Genomic DNA, 8,337 nt, shown 5'->3' with positions numbered 1-8,337 from the left:
TTTCTGGTGCGTACCGGGTTGAGAAGCGGTGTAAGTGAACTGCAGTTGCCATGTTTTACGGCAGTGAGAGCAGAGATAGCGCTGATGTCCGGCAGTGCTTTTGCCGTTACGCACCACCCCGTCAGTAGCTGAACAGGAGGGACAGCTGATAGAAACAGAAGCCACTGGAGCACCTCAAAAACACCATCATACACTAAATCAGTAAGTTGGCAGCATCACCCGCATATTGTGTTAAATCGACATCTTTAATTTGTAGTGTCGGCGCTTGCTCATTCAGCATTAATGTTCTGGCGGCATGGCGAAATGCGCGATCCTGCATGCAATCACTGATATGGGCGAATCCTGAAAGGTAACCCAGATAAGCGAGAAAAGAGTGGCTGCCATTAAGCATACGCAGTTTCATCTCTTCCCATGGCAGGATACATTCACCATTTGTACACCTGCGACTTCCCAGGCAGGACGCCCAGCGACGAAGTTATCTTCCACCACCCACTGGATAAACGGTTCGCAGCTAATCGCGCAGGGATCATTTACCCCCAGATGCTGGCTGATTTCTGCCAGTGATTCGTCGGTTGCAGCCGGAACAATGCGGTCGACCATGGTTCCCGGAAAACTGACGTGTTCTTTTATCCACCCGGCGAGTTCTGGCGAACGTTTTTCTGCCATTCCCAGCACCGCGTTTTTCACCACATGGCCATTGTCGGGAATATTGTCGCAGGAGAGCACGGTAAACGGTGTAAGGCCGCGCTCACGGCGGCGTTTCAGTGCTTCGACGAGAATACCCGGTGCGGAGTGAGGTTCTTCAGGGGTTTGTAGATCGTGAATAATCCGCGGATTACTGGTGTCGAGTGCACCGGTGGCCGGGTCAATACAATAGCCTTTTTCGGTAATCGTCAGGGAAACAATTGTCACCTGTGGCTCGCAAAATTTCTCAATAATTGCCGCTAAGGAATCCAGTTTTGCATTAAGGCATTCGTGAACGGCACCGACAATTATCACCTGATTGCCGTCCGCACCTTTCTCCAGCACGGTATATAAATGGTTCTGTGCGCGGAGCTGGCTCATCAGTTGATCACCGCTGAACAAGCTGATTTCACAGATCCCCCAGTCGCCGCCCTGGGCATTCAGCACACGATCGGTCAGTAACGCCTGATGAGCGCGGTGAAAGGCGCCAAAGCCAAAATGAACGATACGTGATTGCAACTGCTGGCGATCGTAGCGTGGAGCGTGTACATGATGCGGGAGCGTAACGGAGGCAATTGTCTTCATAGGAGTCACGTCTTAGTAACGATAAATTAACAATGACAGTGTAAAGTTATATGACAGCAATTGAAATTGGTCTGGATTGTTAATGCGCTGAAGTGTGAGGGCGATCAATCAACGAGTGAAAATTGAGGGCGTAAGGTGTTCAGGAAGCGCAAAATAGAAGATTGGTATAATAAATTAAAAAAGGGACAGCCTGAGCTATCCCTTTTCTGCATGCGGCTGAAGTTAGTCAGCACGCCCCATATAACGGCGTTCTTCGATATGGATACGAATTTTTTCGCCCGGGCTTAAGTATTCTGGTACCTGAATCACCAGACCAGTGCTCAATGTCGCCGGTTTGTTACGGGCGCTGGCAGATGCCCCTTTGATGCCTGGTGCGGTTTCAACGATTTCCAGATCAACGGTCTGCGGCAGCTCAAGCGCCAGCAGTTGACCGTCCCAGGTCAGCACCTGCATGTCCGGCATGCCGCCCTCTGGCATAAACAGCAACTCTTCTTCAATCTGATCTTTGGTGAAGGTATACGGGGTATAGTCTTCTTTATCCATAAAGACATATTCGTTGCCATCGACATAGGAGAAGTCAACGTAACGGCGGGTCAGCGTCACGGTGTCAACGATATCATCACCTTTGAAACGCTCTTCTACTTTCAGCCCGGTACGGACATCAGAAAAACGCATTTTGTACAGCGTAGCGGCACCGCGGGCAGTGGGCGACTGAATATCAATATCCTTAACCAGCAGCAGTTTGCCGTTGTAATTCAGTACCATACCTTTTTTAATTTCGTTCGCTCTTGGCATCGAAAAATTCCTGTAGTCGAAAATGTCAAAAATATCGCGACAAAGTACTCGCGACGGGCCTTTCGGGCAAGTGGTATTCGCACTTTTGCTGGTGCAAAAAAGGTGGTACTGTGCGCGCTCATCAATCCGGTGGTTAACCTTAAGAGAACAACGTATGGAATGCCGTCCGGGTTGCGGGGCGTGTTGCACTGCCCCTTCAATTTTCAGCCCTATTCCCGGTATGCCAGATGGCAAGCCCGCCAATACGCCCTGCATTCAGCTTGATGAACAGCAACGCTGTAAAATTTTCACCTCGCCACTGCGACCGAAAGTCTGTGCAGGCTTACAAGCCAGCGCTGAAATGTGCGGTAACTCGCGTCAGCAGGCCATGACCTAGCTTATCGATCTGGAAATGCTGACCGCGTCTTAAACATCTTTAATCCGCAGTAAGCAAAACAGAGTGGCGATAATCATCACCATCGCAAACCAGAACACAGCGTGATAATTCCAGATCTCGGCGACGATGCCCGCCACTGATCCTGCGATGATCCAGCCCACGCGCGACGTGTTGGTATAGAGCGTGGTGGCTGAACCTGCCTGACCGGGCATCAAATCCTGAAAATAGAGCATCCCGATGCCGCCCAGAATGCCAATAAAAATAGCATTTAGCAGCTGCAAGCCCAACAGAATGGCAGGTGAATGCGCCATCAGCATTCCTGCGTAAAAACAGACGCCACCCACGGCAGCAACGCGCATTAAGAAACGCTTACCCAGACGTTTGGCGAAATATCCGGCAATCAACATCGTCGGGATTTCCAGCCCGGCGGCGGTCCCCATCATCACACCGGCCAGTTTCTCGGGAAGATGCAGTTCGTTGATAATAAATAGCGGCATGTTGATGATGTACAGGCTGTTCGAGCCCCACATCAATGTACAAATGACAAACAGCAGTAGCGTATCGCGACGGTTACGGCGCGGCGCTTCAACCGTGCCGGTCGCCAGCGGAAGCTCTTTTTGCATCGACGGTAAAAACAGCCACACCATCACGCCGCAAACAATAAACGCTACCGCTGCGCTCAGATACATTACCGTAAAGCTGAAACCCATCGCTAACGCATAAGCCAGCGGTGGGCCAATGACCCATGCCAGTGAAACCTGAGCGCGTAAAAAAGAGCTGAACATCACCGCCTCACGTCCGGTTTTGTCGGCATGTTCACGGGCAAGGGCAAACATTTGCGGGTTAGCGGTCGAGCCAAAGCTGCTAAGAAAGACGCCAACGAATAGCAAAACAAAGTAGTTGCGATTCCAGGCAAAAAGGGTGCAGGCCAGCACGCCTAACAGGCAGCAAAAGACAATCAGCGATTTGCGATCGCCGCGCTTATCAGAGCGCCCAGCGAGAAACTGACTTACCAGAATCCCAATGACAGCGCTGCCGGTAAAGAAGAATCCCACCATCGCCGGACGGGCATGTACTTCATCGGTAAGGAAAATACTGAGTGTCGGGGTTTGCAGAGCACCCGCAATACCGGTGAGAAAGGCAACGATTAAAAACGCCGTCGAGGTCAGGTCAAACGATTTCGCGCTGGAGACTGCGGGGGAGTTATGCATGCAGGTCTATCACTGGAAGAGGAAGACGCGGAGTTTACGCTGCTTGTCAGAAAATAAACAGACAGCGAAATCAAAAGCGCCACGAATAATCAAAATGCCATTTCACTGTTGCTGATTGGCTGCTGACGCTGCTGAAATGAAATTGCTGATAACGGATTTTCCCATCAGCAATTAGGAAAAATGACAAAAAAATGTGCAGCACATCAAACTTTTGCTCATAACTTTACGGCTTTCCTTGCGTGCTGAAACAGAAGTATTATGCTTTCTTGAAACGTTTCAGCGCGATCTTGTCTTTAACCCTAAGCCAGGTTGGCGCTTTTTTTCTCATAGAGGCTGAATCGTTTCAATTCAGCAAGAGAGGAGAACTATGTTCCAGTTATCCGTACAGGACATCCATCCGGGCGAAAAGGCCGGAGACAAAGAAGAGGCGATTCGCCAGGTCGCTGCGGCGCTGGTGCAGGCCGGTAATGTAGCAGAAGGCTACGTCAATGGCATGCTGGCGCGCGAACAGCAAACCTCAACGTTCCTCGGCAATGGTATTGCTATTCCACACGGCACTACCGACACCCGCGATCAGGTGCTGAAAACCGGCGTTCAGGTATTTCAGTTCCCGGAAGGCGTCACCTGGGGTGATGGTCAGGTAGCGTACGTGGCAATCGGTATTGCTGCCAGCTCGGATGAACATCTGGGCCTGCTACGCCAGCTGACCCACGTACTGAGCGATGATTCCGTTGCTGAACAACTGAAGTCAGCAACAACAGCAGAAGAACTTCGCGCATTACTGATGGGCGAAAAGCAGAGTGAGCAGCTGAAGCTCGACAACGAAATGCTGACGCTGGATATCGTCGCCAGCGATCTGCTGACTCTTCAGGCGCTGAACGCTGCGCGTCTGAAAGAGGCGGGGGCAGTTGACGCCACTTTCGTCACCAAAGCCATCAATGAACAACCGCTGAATCTCGGACAGGGTATCTGGCTGAGCGATAGCGCCGAAGGCAATCTGCGTAGCGCGATTGCGGTAAGCCGTGCGGCAAATGCTTTTGCTGTGGACGGCGAAACGGCAGCCATGCTGGTGAGTGTGGCGATGAATGACGATCAGCCCATCGCGGTTCTTAAGCGTCTCGCTGATTTATTGCTCGACAATAAAGCTGACCGCTTGCTGAAAGCAGATGCGGCAACGTTGCTGGCGCTGCTGACCAGCGATGATGCGCCGACCGACGACGTGTTAAGCGCGGAGTTTGTGGTGCGCAATGAACACGGCCTGCATGCTCGTCCAGGTACCATGCTGGTCAATACCATTAAACAATTTAACAGTGATATTACCGTGACAAACCTTGATGGCACCGGCAAACCGGCAAACGGACGTAGTCTGATGAAAGTTGTGGCACTTGGCGTTAAGAAAGGTCATCGCCTACGCTTTACCGCCCAGGGTGCAGATGCTGAACAGGCGCTGAAAGCCATTGGCGACGCTATCGCTGCTGGTCTTGGGGAGGGCGCATAATGAGCAGACGTGTTGCTACGATCACCCTTAATCCGGCTTATGACCTTGTTGGTTTCTGCCCGGAAATTGAACGCGGCGAAGTGAACCTGGTGAAAACCACCGGTCTGCATGCGGCGGGTAAAGGCATCAACGTGGCCAAAGTATTAAAAGACCTGGGAATTGATGTCACCGTTGGCGGCTTCCTGGGTAAAGACAATCAGGATGGTTTTCAGCAACTGTTCAGCGAGCTGGGCATTGCCAACCGTTTCCAGGTTGTACAGGGGCGCACCCGAATTAACGTTAAGCTGACGGAAAAAGACGGCGAAGTGACCGACTTCAACTTCTCGGGTTTTGAAGTCACCCCCGCCGACTGGGAACGCTTTGTGACTGATTCTCTGAGCTGGCTCGGTCAGTTCGATATGGTCTGTGTCAGCGGAAGCTTACCGTCAGGCGTCAGCCCGGAAGCGTTCACCGACTGGATGACTCGCCTGCGTAGTCAGTGTCCTTGCATTATCTTTGATAGTAGCCGTGAAGCGTTAGTAGCAGGTTTGAAAGCGGCACCGTGGCTGGTGAAACCTAACCGCCGCGAGTTGGAAATCTGGGCAGGCCGTAAACTGCCTGAAATGAAAGATGTGATTGAAGCTGCACATGCGCTACGTGAACAAGGTATTGCGCATGTTGTTATTTCACTGGGTGCCGAAGGCGCGCTTTGGATTAATGCCTCCGGCGAATGGATCGCCAAACCACCGTCAGTCGATGTCGTAAGCACCGTTGGCGCAGGGGATTCTATGGTTGGTGGCCTGATTTATGGCTTGCTGATGCGTGAATCCAGTGAACACACACTGCGTCTGGCGACAGCTGTTGCAGCCCTGGCGGTAAGTCAAAGCAATGTGGGTATTACCGATCGTCCGCAGTTGGCCGCAATGATGGCGCGCGTCGACTTACAACCTTTTAACTGACAGCAGGAGAGGCATAATGAAAACGCTGCTGATTATTGACGCTAATCTCGGTCAGGCACGCGCCTATATGGCGAAGACCCTGCTGGGCGCGGCGGCGCGAAAAGCAAAACTGGAAATCATCGACAATCCGAACGACGCAGAAATGGCGATTGTTCTCGGTGATTCCATCCCGAATGACAGCGCGCTGAACGGTAAAAATGTCTGGCTGGGTGATATTTCCCGGGCAGTTGCGCACCCTGAGCTGTTCCTGAGTGAAGCCAAAGGCCATGCGAAACCTTACACTGCGCCGGTCGCTGCGACAGCACCGGTTGCTGCCAGCGGTCCGAAACGCGTAGTTGCGGTGACTGCTTGCCCGACTGGCGTAGCACACACCTTTATGGCGGCTGAAGCCATTGAAACCGAAGCGAAAAAACGTGGCTGGTGGGTGAAAGTTGAAACCCGTGGTTCTGTTGGCGCGGGCAATGCAATCACCCCTGAAGAAGTCGCAGCAGCGGATCTGGTGATTGTGGCGGCAGATATCGAAGTGGATCTGGCGAAATTTGCTGGTAAACCGATGTATCGTACCTCTACCGGTCTGGCGCTGAAGAAAACCGCGCAGGAACTGGATAAAGCGGTTGCTGAAGCAACGCCGTATGAACCGGCGGGCAAAGCTCAAACGGCGACCACTGAAGGTAAGAAAGAGAGTGCAGGCGCTTACCGTCACTTGCTAACAGGCGTCTCTTATATGCTGCCGATGGTCGTCGCAGGTGGTCTGTGTATCGCGCTTTCTTTTGCTTTTGGTATCGAAGCGTTTAAAGAGCCGGGTACGTTGGCAGCGGCGCTGATGCAGATTGGCGGTGGTTCAGCCTTTGCGCTGATGGTGCCGGTACTGGCAGGTTATATTGCCTTCTCCATTGCCGATCGTCCGGGCCTCACGCCGGGTCTGATTGGCGGTATGCTGGCGGTCAGCACCGGTTCTGGCTTTATTGGCGGTATAATTGCTGGCTTCCTGGCTGGTTACATTGCGAAGTTAATCAGTACGCAACTGAAACTGCCACAGAGTATGGAGGCGCTGAAACCGATCCTGATCATTCCGCTAATTTCCAGTCTGGTGGTCGGTCTGGCGATGATCTACCTGATCGGTAAACCAGTTGCTGGCATTCTCGAAGGGCTGACTCACTGGCTGCAGACCATGGGGACTGCGAATGCGGTTCTGCTGGGGGCGATCCTCGGTGGCATGATGTGTACTGACATGGGCGGTCCGGTAAACAAAGCAGCGTACGCATTCGGTGTGGGTCTGCTGAGTACTCAAACCTATGGCCCGATGGCGGCGATTATGGCGGCAGGTATGGTGCCACCGCTGGCAATGGGTCTGGCAACAATGGTGGCGCGTCGCAAATTCGACAAAGCGCAGCAGGAAGGTGGCAAAGCCGCTCTGGTATTGGGACTGTGCTTCATTTCGGAAGGTGCAATTCCGTTTGCTGCTCGTGATCCGATGCGTGTGCTGCCGTGCTGTATCGTGGGTGGGGCGCTGACTGGCGCAATCTCAATGGCGATTGGTGCGAAACTGATGGCACCGCACGGTGGTCTGTTTGTTCTGCTGATCCCTGGCGCTATTACGCCGGTACTGGGTTACCTGGTAGCAATTATTGCCGGTACGCTGGTGGCGGGTTTGGCCTATGCCTTCCTGAAACGTCCGGAAGTGGACGCAGTAGCGAAAGCAGCGTAATAAAAGGTGTGTTACAGGGCAGAAATTTCCTGCCCTGTAACATTTGATGAGCGCAAAGAGAATGACCGGTTTGTGAATGTAATTTTATGAATTTAAATGGTTTTATCTTTCAGTAGAAACTTGAAACGTTCATCAAACACTAAGGTTATTTCCTCAAGGGCAGATTATTTTCTGCCTTTTTTATTGTTCCCGTTCTGTGCATCCCGTCACAAATTCCTCGCTTTTGTAATTCAGGCATTTAATCGCATTTTGTGAGCCTGCTCAAATCTGCCCATTTTGCCTCTCTGGCGGTAATTTACTTTACGTAAAACATGCATGCTATGAGCACATGTTTAAATATGAACACATGTTTAAACCGTCTTTGCAGTATCTATATTCTTGTGGATTGACAGGGTTGGTAATTTTTTACCAGAGGATGTGCTATGCGCGAAAAGGAGGTGATGCTGCCAACTTACTGATTTAGTGTATGATGGTGTTTTTGAGGTGCTCCAGTGGCTTCTGTTTCTATCAGCTGTCCCTCCTGTTCAGCTACTGACGGGGTG

General features: G+C 51.8%; 8 protein-coding genes and 1 pseudogene. 5 read left to right on the top strand and 4 right to left on the bottom strand.

The window, feature by feature from the left end; translation table 11 throughout:
• From BFF42_RS06300 to yeiP, 3 genes and pseudogenes are all read right to left on the bottom strand, one after another.
• Positions 1-165 (bottom strand): IS1 family transposase (locus BFF42_RS06300; protein ID WP_000179192.1); only part of this gene is annotated, 165 nt, incomplete at its 3' end.
• Positions 166-220: 55 nt separating this feature from the next.
• Positions 221-1,269, bottom strand: a pseudogene (locus tag BFF42_RS06295) (mannitol dehydrogenase family protein); the annotation flags it as partial.
• A 222-nt stretch (positions 1,270-1,491) separates the two neighbouring features.
• Entirely contained in the window at positions 1,492-2,064 is a 573-nt protein-coding gene (yeiP, locus tag BFF42_RS06290; RefSeq protein WP_001136827.1) for an elongation factor P-like protein YeiP, read from the bottom strand.
• Between the two features lie 154 nt (positions 2,065-2,218).
• On the opposite strand from yeiP, the gene BFF42_RS06285 reads away from it, so the two are divergent.
• Entirely contained in the window at positions 2,219-2,440 is a 222-nt protein-coding gene (locus tag BFF42_RS06285; protein ID WP_012421642.1) for a YkgJ family cysteine cluster protein, read from the top strand.
• Positions 2,441-2,469: 29 nt separating this feature from the next.
• On the opposite strand, the gene setB is transcribed toward BFF42_RS06285, so the two are convergent.
• Positions 2,470-3,651 (bottom strand): sugar efflux transporter SetB, encoded by a 1,182-nt coding sequence (setB, locus tag BFF42_RS06280; protein WP_000551973.1) that lies wholly within the window; start codon positions 3,649-3,651, stop codon positions 2,470-2,472.
• Between the two features lie 367 nt (positions 3,652-4,018).
• On the opposite strand from setB, the gene fruB reads away from it, so the two are divergent.
• From fruB to BFF42_RS28220, 4 genes are all read left to right on the top strand, one after another.
• Positions 4,019-5,149, top strand: coding sequence for a fused PTS fructose transporter subunit IIA/HPr protein (gene fruB, locus BFF42_RS06275; RefSeq protein ID WP_000487242.1), 1,131 nt, complete (start codon positions 4,019-4,021; stop codon positions 5,147-5,149).
• Entirely contained in the window at positions 5,149-6,087 is a 939-nt protein-coding gene (fruK, locus tag BFF42_RS06270) for a 1-phosphofructokinase (protein ID WP_000091261.1), read from the top strand. The genes fruB and fruK overlap by 1 nt, the downstream gene beginning before the upstream one ends.
• 16 nt (positions 6,088-6,103) lie before the next feature.
• Complete coding sequence (fruA, locus tag BFF42_RS06265) at positions 6,104-7,795, top strand: PTS fructose transporter subunit IIBC (RefSeq protein ID WP_000854446.1); 1,692 nt, start codon at positions 6,104-6,106, stop codon at positions 7,793-7,795.
• Positions 7,796-8,286: 491 nt separating this feature from the next.
• Positions 8,287-8,337: IS1 family transposase (locus BFF42_RS28220; RefSeq protein ID WP_165888145.1), on the top strand; the 51-nt coding region annotated here is incomplete at its 3' end.

The sequence above is a fragment of the Shigella sp. FC1661 genome (assembly GCF_001712525.1).
GTDB lineage: Bacteria > Pseudomonadota > Gammaproteobacteria > Enterobacterales > Enterobacteriaceae > Escherichia > Escherichia coli.
This window is presented reverse-complemented; position numbering and strand designations above follow the sequence as displayed.